The organism is Stenotrophomonas sp. CASM114 (genome assembly GCF_049384325.1).
In the GTDB taxonomy this organism is placed as follows: domain Bacteria; phylum Pseudomonadota; class Gammaproteobacteria; order Xanthomonadales; family Xanthomonadaceae; genus Stenotrophomonas; species Stenotrophomonas muris.
In genome coordinates, this window is record NZ_JBMRGJ010000010.1 from 57,543 (window position 1) to 75,877 (window position 18,335).

An 18,335-nucleotide genomic window follows, 5' to 3' on the forward strand; every position below is an offset into this window, starting at 1 on the left:
CGGTTCAACCGAAGGTGAAGGCATAGGCCTGCACGCCCGCATCGAGGAACTCGATCTCGAAGCGATGCGGACCGACTGCGCCGCGCTGGCGCACCAGCTGGTACAGGCGGTGCTCGTCGACCACGCCACTGCCATCGGCACCAACATCACTGCCGGCATCGGCGGCGGGCAGCGCTTTGCCGTCCAGCCAGACGCGGAAGCGCGCCGGCCTGCCGTCCTCGCTCGGTGCCAGCACCAGGTGCAGGTCGCGCGCATGGAACTGGAAGGCGATGCGGCCGCCGGCCTGCTGCAGCTGTGCGGCCTCATCGGTGACGGTCCAGCGCCCGGACAGCCCCCACTGGTTCAACGCCAGGGTGGCCGGCAGCGTGTAGTCGAACGCGGCGTCGCTGCGCTGCCCGCCGGGCGAGGCGAACTGCTCGGCGCGGGCGTGGCCCAGGTAGGTTTCCGGCGAACGCAGGTTGCCCATGTCGGCCTGCACGGCCACGCCCTTCAGGCCGGCGGCAGCGGGATCGGCCGGTGGCGGCAGATTGGTCTGCCCGGCTTCGGTCAGCAGGCGACGGATCATCTGTTCCGAGCGCGCATAGTTGCCCTCGCCGAACTGGTGGCCGCGGATATTGCCCTGCGCGTCGACGAAGTACTGCGCCGGCCAGTAGCGGTTGTTGAAGGCGCGCCAGATCGTGTACTGGTTGTCCAGCGCCACCGGGTACTCGACCTTCAGCTGCTGCACCGCTTTCATCACGTTGCGTGGGTCACGCTCGAAGGCGAACTCCGGCGTGTGCACGCCGACCACCACCAGGCCGTGGTCGCGGTAGCGTCGCTCCCATTCGTGCACGAACGGCATCGCGCGCAGGCAGTTGATGCAGGAATAGGTCCAGAAATCGACCAGAACCACCTTGCCGCGCAGCTGCTGTGCACTCAGCGGCGGGCTGTTGAGCCAGCCAGTGGCACCGTCCAGCGCGGGCAGCGTGCCCTCCACCGGCAGCGCTGCATCGGCACCGGCATTGGCGCCGGCCATCATCATCGGCGGTGCCGCCGGCTGCGCGCCGGGCACTGCATCCAGCAGGCGTTGCTCGATACGGGCGGTGCTGACCGTGGACAAGCGGGTCAGCAGGCCGGTATCCCAGCCGAGGCCGATCGCCACGACGGCCAGCAGCGCGGCCACACCCAGCACCTTGCGAAGTGCATCGCCGAGGCCGAGCCGCGCCTGCATCGCGCGGAACACCCGGCCGCCGATCCACACCGCCAGCGCCAATGCGGTGATCGCACCCAGTGCGTAGGCCAGCAGCAGCGCAGTGGTACCGACGCTGGCGCCATGCAGGGCGGCGCCGGTCAGCACCAGACCGAGGATCGGCCCGGCACACGGTGCCCACAGCAGGCCAGTGGCGATGCCGATCAGCAGCGAGGTCCACGCGCCGCCGTGCCCCGCGGCATCCGCCGCATCGGCGCGCGCACTCAGGCGGGCACCCATGCGCTGGAACGGCGCCAGCAGGTGGTCGGCCAGTCGTGGCCAGAGCAGGGCGACCGCGAACAACGCCATCAGCAGCAGGGCGACCCAACGTCCGACCTGGTTGGCCTGCGCCACCCATTGGCTGCCCACCGCGGCCAGGCTGGCGACCACGGTGAAGGTGAGCGCCATGCCCAGCAGCAGCGGCAGCGTGCTGCGCAGGAACGGGCGATCGGCACGCGCGAACACGAACGGCAGCACCGGCAGGATGCAGGGGCTGAGCAGGGTCAGCGCGCCCCCCAGATAGGCAAGCAGCAACAGCAGCATCGTCAGGCTCCGGAAGCAGGGGAAGAACCGACCGGCACCCGCCAGCCGTCGGCAGTGCCATCCGTGGCGCCGGGAGCGAACACCATCGCCGCACCGTTCATGCAGTAGCGCAGCCCGGTGGGGCGTGGCCCATCGTTGAACACATGGCCGAGATGGCCGCCGCAGCGGCGGCAATGCACCTCCACCCGCAGCATCCCGAAGGTGACGTCGCGGTCTTCGCCGATGGCGTTGTGCAGCGGCGCCCAGAAGCTGGGCCAGCCGGTACCGCTCTCGAACTTGGTGGACGAGGAGAACAGCGGCAGTGCGCACCCGGCGCAGGCGAAGGTGCCCTGCCGGTGTTCCTTGTTGAGCGGGCTGCTCCAGGGGCGCTCGGTGGCCTGCTGGCGCAGCACCGCGTACTGCGCCGGCGTCAGTCGCTGGCGCCACTCGGCATCGCTGTGCATGACCTCGAACTGTCGCGACGGGCGCGCTTCGGCGGCGGCCGGGGCGGCGCGGCTGCAGGCCCCCAGGCCGAACAGGCCGGCGGCGGTGGCGACACCGCCCAGGCCCAGCAGATGGCGGCGGGAGAGGGACATGGCGGACTCCGGGAAGGGGCGACGGGGCCATGCTGCGCCCGCCCGGGTCAACGAATCCTCACGCAGGATTCAATTTTTCGTGAGGTATCGGCGGCCGTCCCGCGCCACAATGCAGCCAGCCTCCCCACTGGCCCCGAGCTGCCGATGTCGACCAAACGCGTGCTGATCGTTGAAGACGATGCCCACATCGCCGACCTGCTGCGCATGCACCTGGGTGATGAGGGCTACGACGTCGCCCATGCCGCCAGCGGCGATGCCGGCCTGCGCCTGCTCGAGCAGGACGGCCCGTGGGATGCGCTGGTGCTGGACGTGATGCTGCCCGGCGTGGACGGGCTGCAGGTGTGCCAGCGCGCGCGCGCGATGGCGCGGTATGTCCCGATCATCATCATCAGCGCGCGCGGCAGTGAAACGCAGCGCATCGTCGGCCTGGAACTGGGCGCGGACGATTACCTGGCAAAACCCTTTTCGATGCCGGAACTGGTGGCACGGGTACGTGCGCTGCTGCGCCGCGCCGAGGCGATGGCGCAGAGCGCGCGCATCGATGCCGGCGCGATCGAGCTGGGTGGGCTGCAGCTCGATCCGGTCGCGCGCACCGCTTCGGTGGATGGCAACACGCTGGAACTGACCCCGCGCGAGTTCGACCTGCTGCTGTTCTTCGCCCGTCATCCGGACCAGGTGTTCGCACGCATGGAACTGCTCAACCAGGTCTGGGGCTACCAGCACGATGGCTATGAGCACACGGTCAACACCCACATCAACCGCCTGCGCAGCAAGATCGAACCCGACCCGGCCAACCCACGGCGGTTGCTGACGGTGTGGGGCCGCGGTTACAAGCTGGTCGACCCGGCCGGGGCGGCGGCATGATCAAGCCGAACCTGTGGCAGAAGCTGGCGGTGGTGACCGCCGCGCTGATGCTGATGTGCTGCATGGCGCTGCTGGCACTGCAGATGCGTGCCAACACCCGCCACGAGCAGGAAGTCGTGCAGCGGCTGTCGCTGGGCCTGGCCGAACATATCGCCCAGCGCAGCGAGCTGATGGACACCAGCGGCATGCGCGATGCCGCGGTGCGCGCGCTGTTCGGCCAGCTGATGGCGGTCAACCCCAGCGTCGAGGTCTACCTGCTGGACGACCAGGGCCGCATCCTCGGTCACGATGCACCCAGTGGACATCTGGTGCGCAACCGGGTGGATGTGGCGCCGTTGCGTCGCCTGCTGGCCGGTGCACCGTTGCCGATCCTCGGCGATGACCCGCGCAGCGCCGATGGCCGCAAGGTGTTCAGTGCCGCACCATTGATCGTGCAGGGCCGGCCGGCCGGCTATGTGTACGTGGTGCTGGTCGGCGAGCACCGGCAGATGCTCGCCGACGATCTTGCCGCCGGCAGCCAGTGGAACACCACGCTGTGGTCGGTGGTGCTGGTCGGCAGCCTCGGCCTGTTGGCCGGGCTGGTCGCGTTCTACTGGGTGACGCGTCCGTTGCGGCGGCTGACCCGGCGGATCCAGGCCTTTGACATCGATGCGCCGACGCCGCTGCCGCCGCCGGAGCCGCTGCGCGCTGGTGAGCGCGACGAACTGGTGATCCTGGAACATGCGCACGCGCAGATGGCGCAGCGGCTGGGCGAGCAGTGGCAGCAGCTGCGCCAGCAGGATCTGCAGCGCCGTGAACTGGTCGCCAACATCTCGCACGACCTGCGCACGCCGTTGTCGTCGCTGCACGGCTACCTGGAAACGCTGGCGTTGAAGGACGCCACGCTGTCACCGGATGAGCGCCGCCGCTATCTCGGCATTGCGCTGGCTCAGAGCGCCAAGGTCGGCCGGCTGGCGCGCGCGCTGTTCGAACTGGCGCGGCTGGAGCACGGCGAAGTGCGGCTGGAGTGGGAAGTGTTCGCGCTGCCGGAGCTGCTGCAGGACGTGCTGCAGAAGTTCGAACTGGCGGCACAGGCGCGTGGCCAGCAGCTGCACGCGGCGTTTCCGCCCGGCCTGCCGCTGGTCCGTGCGGACCTGGGCCTGGTCGAGCGGGTGCTGACCAACCTGCTCGACAACGCGCTGCGCCATGCACCCGAGGGTGGCCAGATCGAGGTGCGCCTGCGCGCGACCGCCGACAGCGTGGAGGTCTGCGTCGCCGATGATGGCCCCGGGGTAGCCCCGGCGCTGCGTACCCAGCTGTTCCAGGCACCGGCCGCGCTCGGCGCGCGGCGTGGCGACAACGGCGGATTGGGCCTGTTGATCGTGCAGCGCATCGTGCAGTTGCATGGCCGCCGCATCGAACTGCGCGACAGCGAACGGGGCGCGCTGTTTGTGTTTGCCTTGCCGCGCGCGGAAACGGCGGTCTAGCAGGCTGCCTCGGCCTCCACGACACCGCCGGTTTCCAGCGGCAGGTGCAGGCGGATGCAGGCGCCGCCCAGCGCCGAATCGGTCACCTCGACCTGGCCGCCATGCTTGTCGGCCACCACCTGCACCAGCGCCAGCCCGAGGCCGAAGCCGGGGCTGCCCGGGTCCAGCCGCACATAGGGTTGCAGCACCTGGCCGCGCAGTTCCGGTGCGATGCCGGGGCCGTCGTCCTCCACCTGCAGGCACAGCCAGCCGTCATTGACCGTGCTGGCGATGCGGATCTGCCGACGCGCGTAACGCAGCGCATTGCCGAGCAGGTTGCGCAGCGCCAGTTCCAGCATGTGCCGGTTGACGTTGACCAGGCCCACCGGCGACAACGCCTGCTGCACCGGCATCGGCAACGGTGCGAACTGGGCCACCACGCCGCGCACCAGCGCCGCCAGCTGCAGGCGCTGGCGGGTCAGCTGATGGCAGCGGCCCAGTGCGGCGTATTCGACGCCGGCATCGGTGAGGTGCTGCAGCCGATCGACGTCGGTGCGCAGCCCGCCCAGCGCATCGCGCTGCACATCGTCGAGCGCAGTGTCTTCCAGGTCGGCCAGGCCGAAACGCATCCGTGCCAACGGCGTGCGCACCTCGTGCGCGACCGCCTGGGCCAGCACGCGCTGGCTTTCCAGCAGCTGCTGCAGCTGCTCGGCCATGTGGTTGAAGGCGTTGGCCAGCGGCCGCACCAGCGCGGTGCCGGCGCGCGGCGCACGCGTGTCCAGCTGGCCGTCGCGCATGCGGCGGGCCGCCTGGGCCAACTGCGAGACGTCGCGCCACAGCCGGTACACCATCACGTACATCGGCAGTGCCACCGCCACCATCAGGATCAGCAGCAGGATCGCCACACCGGATACTTCGCTGTCCTGCCAGCCTTCGTCCGGCAGCGCCTCGTCCAACGGGCCCAGCATCACGGCGTAGTCGCTGTCGCCGATCCGCTGCAGGCTGCGCATGTGCTCCAGATCGATCTGTACGCGGCCGTTGTTGAACGGCGGGCGCTGGCTGGCCGGCAGCGCCTTCACCGCCTCGGCCAGCGGCACCATGCGCAGCGCGTAGGCGAAATCGGCGTCGAGTTCGCGCGCCAGTGCCGGCCACTGCTCGCGCGGGGTTTCGGCGAAGCGATGCTGCAGCAGCGCGTGCGTGCCGCGCATCTCGGCCTGCAGGCCGGCTTCGGTGCGGTCTTCCAGCAGGGCGTCCCAGGCCCACAGGCCCAGCACGATCAACAACAGGTGGGCGACCAGGAAACCGATGCCGTAGCGCAGGAAATGGAAGGCGTGGCCGCGCATCGCCGACGGTGTGCGTTTCATCCCCATGCCGAGCGGCTGAACAGGTAGCCGCGGCCACGGACGGTCTTGATCCGTTCCGGCTGCTCCGGGTTGTCGCCCAGCTTGCGGCGCAGGCGCGAGATGCGGGCATCGATTGAGCGGTCCAGGCCATCGAAGGCGATGCCACGCAGGCCGCGCAGCAGCGCGTCGCGGTCCAGGATCTGGCCGGCATTGCTGGCCAGCAGGAACAGCAGGTCGAACTCGGCGGTGGTCAGCTCCAGCAGGCTGCCCTGCAGGTGCACGTTGCGGGTGGACGGGTCGATGCTCAGCTCGCCGAAGCGCAGGCTGCCGTCACGCGGTTCGACCCGGCGGTGGCGGCGCAGGTGGGCGCGCAGGCGGGCCAGCAGCACCCGCGGTTCGATGGGTTTGCCGATGTAATCGTCGGCCCCCAGTTCCAGGCCCAGCACCTGGTCGATGTTGTCGGTACGGGCGGTCAGCACGCAGATGATGCCGTCATAGTGGGGCCGGATCTGCCGACACACTTCGAAACCATCCTGGTCGGGCAGGCCCACATCGAGCAGCACCAGGGCCGGCTTCTCCGCCAGGATCCGGGCTACGGCGCGCTCGCCGCTGCGCTCGTGGGCCACCTGGTAGCCATGCCGTTGCAGGTAGTCGCTGACCATCGTTCCCAGGCGGGCATCGTCTTCGACCAGTACGATATCCAGCATTTCCAAGGCCTCCGTGGGCGCAAACGTACCGCCACGGCACGAGCGCGGCGATGCTATCCCAGGCTTCGGGCCGCCCGGGTCCCGGGGGCGGGCGCCATTCAGCCGGGGTTGCTGGCGCGCGGGCCGGGTCTCAGTCCCGGCAACAACTTGGCGGCCAGCATAGCCTGTTGCTGTTACAAAACGTTACCTTCGTGATACGGCTGGTGACGATCGCTGACAGCAAAGCGACTGACGCCGCGCGCCCCCGCGCCGAGCATGGAGTCTCCTCCGCTCCGCGTGCCGTCCCCATGTCGCCCGCCGCCCCCTGCCTGCCGAACCCGTCCCGCCGCTGCCAGTGCGGAGGCTTCCGATGAGCGGCGTGGTCGGGGCCTGGCTGCCGCCCGCCGAGGATGAGCAGCTGCTGCAGCAGCTGGCCCCGATGCTGCGCGCGCTGCAGCAGCGTGGGCGTGGCCGCATCGGCTACTGGACCGACGCCGAGGCCGGCCTCGCGCTGGGCCATTGCCGGGCGCCGACCGATACGCCGTTGCAGCCGCTGAGCTCGGACTGCGGTCGCTACGTGCTGTGCCTGGACGGCCGCCTGTACAACCGCGGCGACCTGCAGGCGCAGCTGCGCGATCTGCCCCGCAGTTGCAGCGATGCGCGGCTGCTGCTGCAGGCGATCGTCGAATGGGGCGTGCAGCGGGCGCTGTCGCGCATCGAAGGCGCCTTCGGTTTCAGCGTCTGGGACCGGGAGTCGCGCGTGCTGTGGCTGGCCCGTGATCCGGTGGGCGAGCGGCCGCTGTATTACGGCTGGTACCAGGGCCAGTTCCTGTTCGCCTCGGAGTTGAAGGCGCTGCAGGCCTTCGCCGGCTTCGCGCCGAGCATCGACCAGGATGCCCTGAGCCTGCTGCTGCGCCACGACTATGTGCCGGCGCCGCACACCATCTACCGTGGCATCCACAAACTGGTGGCGGGCGCGATGCTGCGTATCGATCTCAGCGACCATGCCGCGGGTTGCTCCAGCCAGGCCGCGCAGGGCGGCGCGCGTTACTGGTGCGCACGCGACGCGATGCAGAGTGCACTGCAGGAGCCGCTGCAGCCGGCGCCGAGCCTGGAACAGGCCACCGACCAGCTTGAAGCGGTACTGCAGAAGGCCATCGCCTCACGCATGCACTCGCCCTTGGCGTGCGGCGCGTTCCTGTCCGGCGGTACCGACTCCTCGCTGGTGACGGCGATGATGCAGGCACAATCGACTCTGCCGATCGAAGCGTGGACGGTCGGCTTCGATGATCCGGGGCATGACGAGAGCGACTGGGCGTCGCAGGTCGCGCGCCATCTGGGCGTGCAGCACCACCTGCATCGCATGGACGCGCGCCAGGGCCTGGACCTGCTGCAGCGCCTGCCGCAGGTCTGGTGCGAACCCTTTGCCGACGCTTCACAGCTGCCGACGTTGCTGGCCAGTGAACTGCTGGGGGCGCGCAAGCCGGTGGCACTGACCGGTGACGGTGGCGATGAACTGTTCTTCGGGCATCCCAGCTATGGCCGCGCGCTGCGCAATGCGCGCCTGTGTGGTGGCCTGCCGGACTGGGTACGCGACCTGGCGCGGCGCAGCGGCAACCGCATGAACGTCGAGCGCGGCCGCCTCGGTGGTTGGCGCGCCCTGGTGGCCGAGGTGGCTGCCAATGATGTGGAAGGCCACTACCTGCAGCGCGTGACCCGCTGGCGGCAGCCGGCGCAGGTGGTGCTGGGTGCGCGCGAACCGGTGACGATCTTCCAGCAGCAGGACACGGCGCTGCCGGCCGAGGCGCGCATCCAGCTGCTGGATTTCCGCATGGACCTGGCCGAGGGCATCCTGGCCAAGGTTGATCGCGCGGGCATGGCGGCGGGTGTTGAAACCCGTGCACCGCTGCTGGACATGGAGGTGGTGCGCCTGGCCTGGCGGCTGCCGCAGCACCTGAAGTACCACGATGGCGAGCACAAGCTGATCCTCAAGCACCTGCTGGCGCGCTACCTGCCGGAACCGCTGGTGTATCGCCCCAAGCGCGGCTTCGGCCCGCCGATGGCCCGCTGGCTGGCCGGTCCGTTGCGCGACTGGGCGGAGGCGCTGCTGGATCCGCAGCTGCTGCGCAACCAGGGCTGCTTCGATGTGGCACGCGTGCGTGGTATCTGGGAGGCGTTCCTGCGGGGCGAGCGCAAGTGGCACACGCACCTGTGGAACGTGCTGATGTTCCAGGCGTGGCACCAGCATTGGCATGGTGGTCGCGGGCGCTGAGCCCTTCCTGCATCGCGTGCGGCGGGTTCATTCTGCGTGGCGCCGGGCGGAGGCCCTTGCGTACGAATGTCCTCCGGCGCCGGCCGTTGGCCGTCACCTCCCCCTTTACTTCGTACGCAAGGGCCTCCGCCCGGCGTTCGGAGTTCGCCGGCGCCTCCTTGAAAGGCGGCCGCGAGCGCTGTGATCTCCTCGCCGGAAGCCGAGCCTCGTCGGGGCGAGCAGGGCCCATCGGTTCGCGGCGGATCAGGACGAAGACATGCGTGTGGCGGATGCATTCTGCGCGGCGCAGGGCGGAGACCCTTGCGTACGAATGTCCCCCGGCGGGGCCCTTCAGCCTGCAGAGACGTCGCACGAAGACGCGCTTCGGTATCGAAACGACAAGCAAAAAAAGACCCGGCAGAGGGAGGGATCTGCCGGGTCCGGATTGCGTGGGGGGAGGGACCCACGCAATGAGTGTTGCGTCGCGTCAGTGGTTGTTCGCGTCCGCCGTTGATTCGTTGTAGCCCTGCACCAGCTCGGACCAAGCCTTGCTGGCCTGCAGGCCGAGACCGACCACGTCCTGCTGGGCCTGGCCCAGCCGCTGCAGGTTGTCCTGCCACAGCTGCGCGCCCTTGGAGAGCGTCCCGGCCGCATCCTCGCCGCGGGCCAGTTCACCCAGCCAGCCGCCGGTCGCAGTCAGGTTGCGCTCCATCACCTTCAGCTGCACGCCGAACATGCTTTCCGCGTTCTCCAACGCCAACCGGTTCGCGCGCGTTGCCGCGGCGGCGAGCTGGCGGGTGGCATCACTGAAGCGATCGCTGAAGGCGGCGGCCATGAGGGCGTCAGGGAGTGGCTTGATGCATTGCAGCATACGCCCTTGATGCGGCAATGCAACAAAAATAACAAAGGCGCCCCAAGGCGCCTTTGAAACACCTTTCAGATCAATGGGTTGATCAGGCAGTGGGGCCGCGGTAACGGCACCCCGACGTGCAGGTTTCGTGCACGGTGATCTCGCTCAGCGCCGGCAGGCCGGGCTTGAGCTCGTTCCAGATCCACACCGCCAGGTTCTCGCTGGTCGGGTTCTCCAGGCCGGGGATGTCGTTGAGGTAGTGATGGTCCAGGCGATCGTAGATCGGCTGGAAGGCCGCCTTCACGTCACCGAAATCCATGATCCAGCCGGTCTGCGCACCCGGCTCGCCCTCGACCTTCAGTTCCACCCGGAACGAGTGGCCGTGCAGGCGCGCGCACTTGTGCCCCGGCGGTACGTTGGGGAGGCGGTGCGCCGCCTCGAGCATGAAGACTTTGAAGATTTCCATGGCGCAATTGTACGCCGCAGGTGGCCGGCCATCCTGAGCGGATGCCGGGCTCTCGTGAAGTAACTCTTTCCATCCGGATGAAGAGATGATAGTTTCTCTTATATCCGTATGAAGAGATGTTATTGGCCGGACCCGGGCCAGGCATGGACTACTGCGGAACTTCATCGCCCTTACCACCTCCCCCACATCGTCATGCCCAAGCACACCCTGCTCGTGGCGGCCCTGGCCGTCGCTCTGGCCGCGCCTTTGTCTGCCGCCGCCGAAACCTCCGCCGACGCCAGTGGCGAAGCCAGCACCCTGGCCGCCGTGCGTGTCACCGGTTCCAACATCAAGCGCACCGATACCGAGGCCTCCAACCCGGTGCAGGTGATCGGCCGCCAGCAGCTGGAACAGACCGGCAAGGCCACCGTGGCAGATGTGCTGCGTTCGATCTCGGCCAACACCGGCAACGCCAGCAACGAAACCACCAACAACGGCTGGGCCTCCGGCTCGGCCGGCATCGGCCTGCGCGGCCTGTCGCAGAAGAACACGCTGGTGCTGCTCAACGGCCGCCGCCTGGCCAACTACGGCTTCCCGGCCGGTGGCCTGTCCGATACGTTCGTTGATCTCAACGCGCTGCCGCTGGTCGCGGTCGAGCGCATCGAAGTGCTCAAGGACGGCGCCTCGGCGGTGTACGGTTCCGACGCCGTGGCCGGCGTGGTCAACATCATCACCCGGCAGAACTTCGAAGGCGCCGAGATCGGCGGCAGCTTCGGTGGTGCCGACCAGGGCGGCCTGCACGAGCAGAACCTGAAGTTCGTCGGCGGCCTTGGTGATCTCGACACCGATGGCTACAACATCCTCTTCAGCCTGCAGGGTTACAACCGCGAACGTCTGGACCAGGACGAACGCAACCTGACCAGGAGCGGCATCTACACCGACAAGCCCGGCGGCCGCTGGAACGGCTGGTCGGCCAAGGGCGCGCGCTACCTGGTCAACGGCGTGTCGGTGCCGATGCTCGACGCCAACGGCAACTGCCCAGTCGGTACCACCCGCGTCGCCAGCGCGCCGATCGACGGCCTGGCCGGCGACACCTGCGGCTTCAACCAGGCCCCGTTCACCACGCTGATCCCCTCGACCAAGCGCTACCAGGCCTATGCCAACGGTACCTTCCGCCTGAACGACAACGTCGAAGCCTTCGGCGAAGTGCTGTACAGCCAGATCAAGAGTGCCGCGTGGTTCGGCAGCAGCCCGTTCTTCACCCTGGAGAGCGGCCGCTTCGCATTGAACGCCAACAGTGGCCTGGCCGAACCGGTGTCGTCGCTGCTGCCGGCCAACAATCCGTACAACCCGTACGGCCGTGCGATCCCGATCGAATACACCTTCTTCGACCTCGGCGGCACGATCAAGACCAACCGTTCCACCGCCTATCGCGGCGTGTTCGGCTTGCGTGGCACCACTGCGAACTGGGACTGGGAAGTGGCTGCATTCGGCGCACGCAGCAGCGAGCGTGAGAGCGTGTCCGGCGGCTTCGCCAATCGCTGGGCGCTGGCCGGTGCGCTGGCCACCGGCAGCTACAACCTGCTGAATCCGGCGGCCACGCCGCAGTCGGTACGTGATTCGATCAACATCGCCACGCTGCGTCCGGCCGAGTCCAAGCTGCAGGGCGTCGACGCCAAGATTTCCGGCAGCCTGGGCCACACCTGGGCTGGCGAGATCGGCTTCGCCGCCGGTGTCGAGTGGCGCCGCGAGAAGCTCGATTCCAACAACCCGTGGCAGATCGATGCCGGCCTGCAGGTGCGCCCGGCCATCGCCGAAGTACATGGCCAGCGCCAGGTCAGTGCCGCCTACGCCGAAGTGAACGTGCCGCTGGCCTCGACCCTGGAACTGTCCGCCGCCGCGCGTGCCGATCACTACGATGATTTCGGCGATGCGTTCTCGCCGAAGATCGGCCTGCGCTGGCAGCCGCTCGATTTCCTGCTGGTGCGTGCCTCGGCGTCGAAGGGCTTCCGTGCACCGTCGCTGTCGGAGAACTCCAACAGCACCAGCATCGCCTACGGCAGCGTGGCCGACCCGCGTGATCCGGACGTGCCGGGCTCGCGCCAGAATCCGACCTTCTTCACCGTTGGTAACAACGCACTGAAGCCCGAGCGCACCAAGAGCGTGAACTTCGGCGTGGTGCTGTCGCCATGGGCCAACACCAACCTGAGCGTGGACTACTACCGCATCCAGCTGGACAACCTGGTCGGCACCAACAACACCCAGACCCTGGTCAACGACAACGTGGCCGGCGCCGTGCAGCGCGACGAGCGCGGCAAGCTGCAGGCCGTCTACAACCGCTACCAGAACCTGAGCGAGCTGAAGACCTCGGGCATCGACGTCGAGCTGCGCCAGCGCATCCCGACCGCTGCGCTCGGCGACTTCACCGTGTCCTCCGCCTACACCCACGTGCGTGACTACCGTCGCCCGACCGTGGTCGGCGGCCCGCTGTTCGACTACGCCGGCAGCAACCTCGGCGCGACCCTGCCCAAGGACAAGGCCACCACCACCCTGGACTGGAAATACGGCGACTTCAACGCCGCGGTGACCTGGTACTACACCAGCAGCTACCGCCAGGAGGCCAGCACCGCCGCCAAGGCCGTGCAGCAGCGCGTCGGCAGCTACAGCCAGTACGACCTGTACCTGGCCTACACCGGTATCGACAAGCTGACGGTGTACGCCAAGGTGCAGAACCTGGCCGACAAGACGCCGCCGTACGATGCCTCGTTCCCGGGCATCCGCGCGCCGTACGACTTCAGCCAGTACGACCTGCGCGGCCGCTACTTCACGCTGGGCTTCGACTACCGCTTCTGATCCACCCGCTGCGACCGGTCTCCCCAAGGGACCGGTCGCGCGACCGCCTGCCGTTGTGTTCCAGGGGAGTCACCGTGTCCTTGCATCGTCGTGCCGTTCTTCCGTTGCTGCTTGCCGCCGCCACCGCACTGTTCCAACCGCAGCCGGTACAGGCACAGAGCACCTACTTCTTTCCGCAGGCTGCCGATGCAGCGGCGTTCGATACCGCCGTGCCCACGCCGGAGCAGTTCCTCGGCTATCCGATCGGCAGCCGTTACACCCGGCACGACCAGCTGGTGGCGTACTTCCAGGAACTGGCCCGGCGCTCGGACAGGATCAGCGTGCGCGAGATCGGCCGCAGCTATGAGGGCCGCCCGCTGTTGATCGCCACTGTCACTGCCGCAGGCAACCACGCGCGGTTGGAACAGATCCGCCAGCAGCACGCGACCCTGGCAGATCCGGCGCAGCCGCGCAGTGCGGCGGGCGACAGCCCGGTGGTGGTGTGGCTGGGATACAGCGTGCATGGCAACGAGACCTCCAGTGCCGAGGCGGCGATGCTGACGGCTTACTACCTGGTGGCCAACCGCAGCGCCGAAACCCAGCAGTGGCTGCAGCAGGCGGTGGTGCTGTTCGACCCGGCGCAGAATCCGGACGGTCGCGATCGTGCCGCCAACTGGCACAACGCGTGGGCCTCCGATCCGGCCTCGGCCGACCCGGCCGACAAGGAGCACGTCGAACCGTTCCCGCAAGGGCGCACCAACCACTACTTCACCGATCTCAACCGCGACTGGCTGGCCCTGACCCAGCAGGACTCGCGGCCGAAGGTGGAGGTGTTCCACCAGTGGTACCCGAACGTGCAGATCGACTTCCACGAAATGGGCAAGGACAGCACCTATTACTTCGAGCCCTCGCCGAAGAGCATGCACAGTCCGCTGATTCCCGCGGCGTCGTACGAATTCAACAAGACCCTGGCCAAGTACCACGCGCAGGCGCTGGATGCGCTGGGCTCTCTGTACTACACCGGCGAGAACTTCGACAACTTCTCGCCGGTATACGGCTCGACCTACCCGGACTTCCATGGTGCCGTCGGCGTGACCGTCGAACAGGCCAGCTCGCGCGGCCGCGTGCAGGAATCGGTGAATGGCCTGCTGACGTTCCCGTTCACCATCCGCAACCAGGTCGCCACCGGGCTGGGCACGGTGCGTGGCGCAGTGACCGAGCGCAGCGGCCTGTTCGACCTGCAGAAGCAGTTCTTCCAGAGCGCGCTGAAGCAGGCCGCACAGCAGCCGGTGAAGAGCTTCGTGTTCGGTGATGCGCATGACCCGGCCCTGACCCATCGCCTGCTGGAACTGTTGCTGCTGCATCGCGTCGAGGTGCGCGCGCTGGATCGTGCCGTCACCGTCGATGGCCAGCGCTTCGATGCCGGCAGCGCCTACGTTGTGCCGGTCCAACAGGCGCAGTTCCGCCTGGTGCATTCGATCTTTGCCGAGACGCCGCCGATCAAGGGTGATGTGTTCTACGGCAGCACCAGCTATGCAATCGCACCGGCCTACGGCGCGGCCTTCGCCGGTAGCCGCAGCCGTATCGAAGGCGGTGCACGCGTGACCGCGCTGCCGGCGGCGCAGGGCGCGGTGCTGGGTAGCCAGGCCGGATTTGCCTACGCGATCGACTGGCGCGACTACAACGCCGGGCGCGCGCTGGCTGCACTGCAGGGCAAGGGCGTGAGCGCACGTGCGGCATTCCAGCCGTTCACCACCGCGACCGCGCAGGGCGAGGTCAGCTTCGCCGCCGGCAGCCTGGTGATTCCGGTGGCCGGGCAATCGCTGCAGGGCGCAGCGCTGCTTGAGGCAGTGACGTCGGCCGCGCGCGAGGCGGGTGTGCAGGTGCACGCATTGCCCAGCGGCCGCAGCCGCGAAGGCATCGACCTCGGCAGTGACGGCGTCAAGGCGCTGCGCAAGCCCACGGTCGCGCTGGTGATGGGCGAGGGCGTGGCCGCCACCGAGATCGGTTCGGCGTGGTTCCTGCTCGACCAGCAGCTGCACCTGCCTGCCAGCAAGCTGGACCCGCAGCAGCTGGGCAAGGTACCGCTGGACCGCTACACCACGATCGTGCTGTCCGGCGGCACCTACACCGGCATCGATGCCACGGCGGTGGCCGCACTGAAGCGCTGGGTGCAGGCCGGAGGTTCACTGGTGACCTACGGCAGCGCCTCGAAGTGGGCGATCGAACAGAAGCTGGCCGACGGCGAGAAGCTCGGCAAGGAAGAAGAGACTGCCGACGAGAGCCGCCGTGCGTTCGGCGACCAGCGCGACATCGCCGCGATCGAGCGGGTCAGCGGCAACATCCTCAGTGCCGACGTGGATACCAGCCATCCGTTGGCGTTCGGCGTGCCGCGCCGGCAACTGGCGATCAACAAGGAAAACACGGTGACGCTGCAGCCGAGTGCGAACCCGTTCTCGACGGTGGTACGCATCGACGCGCCGCCGCGGGTGAACGGTTACTTGTCCGAGCGCAACCGCACGCGGGTGGCGGGCAGCGCGTGGCTGCTGGTGTCGGCGCAGGGGCAGGGTAACGTGGTGCTGTTCGCCGATGATCCGGCGCATCGCAAGTACTGGCATGGCACGGACCGGCTGCTGATCAACGCGATCTTCTTCGGGAATCTGGTGAATCCGAGTAAAGCGCGGGGTTGAGGGTTTGCGCGCCTTGATTGATGCGTGTGGGGGAGGCCGGGCGGGCTGCGCAGGACACGCCGTAAACCCGTCCTTGGGGGCTCGATGGCGCCATCCTTGGCGCCAACGGTCCTGCGCAGCCCGCCCGGCCTCCCCAAGACAGTTTCCAGCGGGCGCGGACGCGTCAGACCCCAAGGCGGGAGCGAGGGCAAAAGCAAAAGCAAAGCCAGGAATTGCGACTTCGGCTTTTGCCTTTGAATTTGAATTTGAATTTGAATTTGAATTTGAATTTGAATTTGATCTTTCTTCTCCCGGCTACCCGGCGGGACAAGAAGGCGCAGGCAATGCTTGAAGCGGATGGGCATGGGGCCAGCGCAAAACCGTGAGGCGCATGGATGCGCCGACCGAGCCCCCATGGATGGGTTTACGGCGTGTTTTGCGCTGGCCCCATGCCCATCCGCCCTCAGCGCAACACACCGCCAGCTTCTACTCACGGTAGCCAGCAACAAAAAAAGGACGGCGCGTCAGCGCCGTCCCTCGGTAAGAAGCCCCCGCGCAGCGGGAAGCACACTCCCTGTCAGCTGGGATCAGCCGGCGCGACCGCCGCCGTTGCCACCCTGGCCGCGGCCACGGCCGCCACCATTGCCGCCACCGCCACGACGCTGGCCCTGACCCGCGCCCGCACCGGCACGCTGCTGGCCATTGCCACCGCCCTCGCGGCGGCCACCACCGGCCTTCTTCGGGCCAGCATGCGCATGGCGCGGCGCATCGCCGTGCGGACGGCGCGCGTGGCTCTTGCGCGGTGCGCGCTCACCGGTATCGTGCTCGGCCTTGCCCGGCGCACTGTTGCCCCAGCGGATCGGCGTCTGCAGCTCGAAGCCCGGCACATCGCGGATGTCCATGTCGCGGCCCAGCAGGCGCACAATCGCGCGCAGCAGCTTCACTTCATCCTGCGCCACCAGCGAAATCGCCTGGCCGGTCGCGCCGTTGCGGCCGGTGCGGCCGATGCGGTGCACGTAGTCCTCGGCCACCATCGGCAGGTCGAAGTTGATCACCTTCGGCAGCTCGTTGATGTCGATGCCGCGCGCGGCGATGTCGGTGGCCACCAGCACGGTCACGCGGCCGGCCTTGAAGTCGCCCAGCGCACGCAGGCGCTGGCCCTGGCTCTTGTTGCCGTGGATCGCCGCCGTCTTGATGCCCGACTTTTCCAGGAAGGTGGCCAGCTTGTCGCTGCCATGCTTGGTGCGGGCGAACACCAGGGTCTGCTCGCGGCTGTCCTGCGCCAGCAGGTGCAGCAGCAGGTCGCGCTTGCGGCCGGCGTCGACCGGATGCACGCGGTGGGTGATGGTTTCGGCCACAGTATTCTTCGGCGTCACCTGGATCTGTTCCGGGTTGCGCATGAACTCCAGCGCCAACTGGCGGATGTTGTCCTCGAAGGTGGCCGAGAACAGCAGGGTCTGGCGGTTCTGCTTCGGCAGCTTGGCCAGGATGCGCTTGATCGACGGCAGGAAGCCCATGTCGAGCATGCGGTCGGCTTCGTCCAGGATCAGCACTTCAATGCCGGACAGGTCGACGCTGCGACGCTCAAGGTGGTCGATCAGGCGGCCCGGGCAGGCCACCAGCAGGTCCACGCCACGGCGCAGGATGTCCAGCTGGTTGCCCATGCCGACGCCGCCGTAGATGCAGGCGCTGGGGATGCGCAGGTACTTGCTGTAGCCACGCAGGCTGTCATGCACCTGGGTGGCCAGCTCGCGGGTCGGGGCCAGGATCAGCGCGCGTGGCTTGCGCGGGCCGGCACGTACCTCCTGCGAGGCGGTGCCCAGGTGCTGCAGCAGCGGCAGGCCGAACGCGGCGGTCTTGCCGGTGCCGGTCTGTGCGCCGGCCAGCAGGTCGCGGCCGGCCAGCGCCAGCGGGATCGCCTGCTGCTGGATCGGGGTCGGGTTTTCGTAGCCCTGCTCGGCGAGCGCGCGCAGCAGGAAGGGCGCCAGGCCCAGCGATTCAAAAGACATTGAGTTTGCTCCAAGTACAAGAAACGCCTGTCCGAGCGGACAGACGGGGGCAGATCAAACTGATCGGCTGACTCGGAGCGTTCCCGTGAACCGCGCTGCGAGAATTGGGTGCAGCCGGCACGAAGCGCAGGCTGGAATGCGTGACGAACGGCGTCGGAGTGGGGGCGGGCGAAGAGGGCGGACCCTGGTCGCCGGCGATCCCGGAGGGAAACGGACGGCCGCTGCAGACCCTGCAAGTCTAAACGATGTTCGAGACTTCGCGCAAAAAGGCCTGTTCAGGTAGGGGGTGTCTGCAGGGCTTGCAGCCCTGCACCCGCGGAGGCCAGAGCCACGTCAACGTCAAAAGCTGGCTTCCTGAGGGTTGGCGGGGTGGGTCCGGTTGAGGGGGGGCGCCGTAAACCCATCCATGGGGGCTTGGTCGCGGCATCCATGCCGCTCACACCCCCTCAACCGGACCCACCCCGCCTTCGACAGTTTGCTGCGGTCTGTCGGAAATGCTCTTGGGGCCAGATCCGTTTTCCGGAGGAAAACGGATCTGGCCCCGGAATTTCATTCGATATCTGACAGATGTGCCGACCAACGGTCGGCACCCACC

At 68.1% G+C, this 18,335-nt stretch carries 12 protein-coding genes; 5 read left to right on the plus strand and 7 right to left on the minus strand.

Going from position 1 to position 18,335, the window contains the following annotated elements; translation table 11 throughout:
* Positions 1-4: 4 nt before the first annotated feature.
* Complete coding sequence (locus VG566_RS11850; RefSeq protein WP_241884615.1) at positions 5-1,771, minus strand: cytochrome c biogenesis protein CcdA; 1,767 nt, start codon at positions 1,769-1,771, stop codon at positions 5-7.
* A 2-nt stretch (positions 1,772-1,773) separates the two neighbouring features.
* The gene (msrB, locus tag VG566_RS11855) at positions 1,774-2,346 is read right to left on the minus strand and encodes a peptide-methionine (R)-S-oxide reductase MsrB (protein WP_032959218.1); all 573 of its coding nucleotides are present in this window, start codon (positions 2,344-2,346) and stop codon (positions 1,774-1,776) included.
* 144 nt (positions 2,347-2,490) lie between these two features.
* Between msrB and VG566_RS11860 the strand changes: the two genes are divergently transcribed.
* Complete coding sequence (locus VG566_RS11860; protein WP_014645826.1) at positions 2,491-3,210, plus strand: response regulator transcription factor; 720 nt, start codon at positions 2,491-2,493, stop codon at positions 3,208-3,210.
* A complete protein-coding gene (locus VG566_RS11865; RefSeq protein WP_032959213.1) occupies positions 3,207-4,676 on the plus strand; it encodes a sensor histidine kinase in 1,470 nt (489 codons plus the stop codon). Before VG566_RS11860 ends, VG566_RS11865 begins: the two co-directional genes overlap by 4 nt.
* On the opposite strand, the gene VG566_RS11870 is transcribed toward VG566_RS11865, so the two are convergent.
* Positions 4,673-6,019, minus strand: a complete 1,347-nt coding sequence (locus VG566_RS11870; RefSeq protein ID WP_032959211.1) for an ATP-binding protein — start codon at positions 6,017-6,019, stop codon at positions 4,673-4,675. The two genes, VG566_RS11865 and VG566_RS11870, sit on opposite strands and share 4 nt — an antisense overlap.
* Entirely contained in the window at positions 6,016-6,705 is a 690-nt protein-coding gene (locus VG566_RS11875; RefSeq protein ID WP_014645829.1) for a winged helix-turn-helix domain-containing protein, read from the minus strand. The genes VG566_RS11870 and VG566_RS11875 overlap by 4 nt, the downstream gene beginning before the upstream one ends.
* 349 nt (positions 6,706-7,054) lie before the next feature.
* Between VG566_RS11875 and asnB the strand changes: the two genes are divergently transcribed.
* Complete coding sequence (gene asnB, locus VG566_RS11880) at positions 7,055-8,956, plus strand: asparagine synthase (glutamine-hydrolyzing) (protein ID WP_053496209.1); 1,902 nt, start codon at positions 7,055-7,057, stop codon at positions 8,954-8,956.
* A gap of 466 nt (positions 8,957-9,422) precedes the next feature.
* On the opposite strand, the gene VG566_RS11885 is transcribed toward asnB, so the two are convergent.
* A complete protein-coding gene (locus tag VG566_RS11885) occupies positions 9,423-9,770 on the minus strand; it encodes a phasin family protein (RefSeq protein WP_014035870.1) in 348 nt (115 codons plus the stop codon).
* A gap of 118 nt (positions 9,771-9,888) precedes the next feature.
* Entirely contained in the window at positions 9,889-10,251 is a 363-nt protein-coding gene (gene queD / locus VG566_RS11890; protein ID WP_014645831.1) for a 6-carboxytetrahydropterin synthase QueD, read from the minus strand.
* Positions 10,252-10,443: 192 nt separating this feature from the next.
* On the opposite strand from queD, the gene VG566_RS11895 reads away from it, so the two are divergent.
* Together VG566_RS11895 and VG566_RS11900 are read left to right on the plus strand one after the other, a co-directional pair.
* Positions 10,444-13,083 (plus strand): TonB-dependent receptor, encoded by a 2,640-nt coding sequence (locus VG566_RS11895; protein WP_241884616.1) that lies wholly within the window; start codon positions 10,444-10,446, stop codon positions 13,081-13,083.
* A gap of 74 nt (positions 13,084-13,157) precedes the next feature.
* Positions 13,158-15,752 (plus strand): M14 family zinc carboxypeptidase, encoded by a 2,595-nt coding sequence (locus VG566_RS11900; RefSeq protein WP_241884617.1) that lies wholly within the window; start codon positions 13,158-13,160, stop codon positions 15,750-15,752.
* 566 nt (positions 15,753-16,318) lie between these two features.
* On the opposite strand, the gene VG566_RS11905 is transcribed toward VG566_RS11900, so the two are convergent.
* Positions 16,319-17,740, minus strand: coding sequence for a DEAD/DEAH box helicase (locus tag VG566_RS11905; protein WP_014035874.1), 1,422 nt, complete (start codon positions 17,738-17,740; stop codon positions 16,319-16,321).
* Between the last annotated feature and the right edge of the window lie 595 nt (positions 17,741-18,335).